This is a genomic window from Pseudomonas brassicacearum (genome assembly GCF_003732265.1).
GTDB lineage: Bacteria > Pseudomonadota > Gammaproteobacteria > Pseudomonadales > Pseudomonadaceae > Aquipseudomonas > Aquipseudomonas brassicacearum_D.
The window spans coordinates 1-299 of sequence record NZ_MOBK01000387.1 but is presented as its reverse complement, the minus strand read 5'-3'; the positions used below and the strand labels follow the sequence as shown (position 1 = coordinate 299).

Below are 299 nucleotides of genomic sequence, written 5' to 3'. Positions count from 1 at the left end.
ATACTGGCCTTTGAAAAAAGGCGCGATCATCAAACGTTACTGGCAAACCACCGATCAGGACGGGATTAAGGCACTGTTCATTTTCCAACAGATCGTTACCGACTCAACACAACCCAGCACCTTCGGGGTGCCAGCCAAATACATCGCCCCCTACGCCAGTACCCCTTTGACCGTGCAAAGCACAGTAACCAACCCGGGTGAAGTGGAAGTGTTTTCCGGATTGCTGCAACTAATGTTTGGTGATAAACGAGCTTCATTTACCGCTTTCGAGAACTTCGACAGTTCACCTCTTGTTGATT

1 protein-coding gene is annotated in these 299 nt (G+C 48.8%); it reads left to right on the top strand.

The features are described from left to right. The coding region (locus BK660_RS32765; RefSeq protein ID WP_185045352.1) for a hypothetical protein at positions 1–299 on the top strand (299 nt) is incomplete at both ends.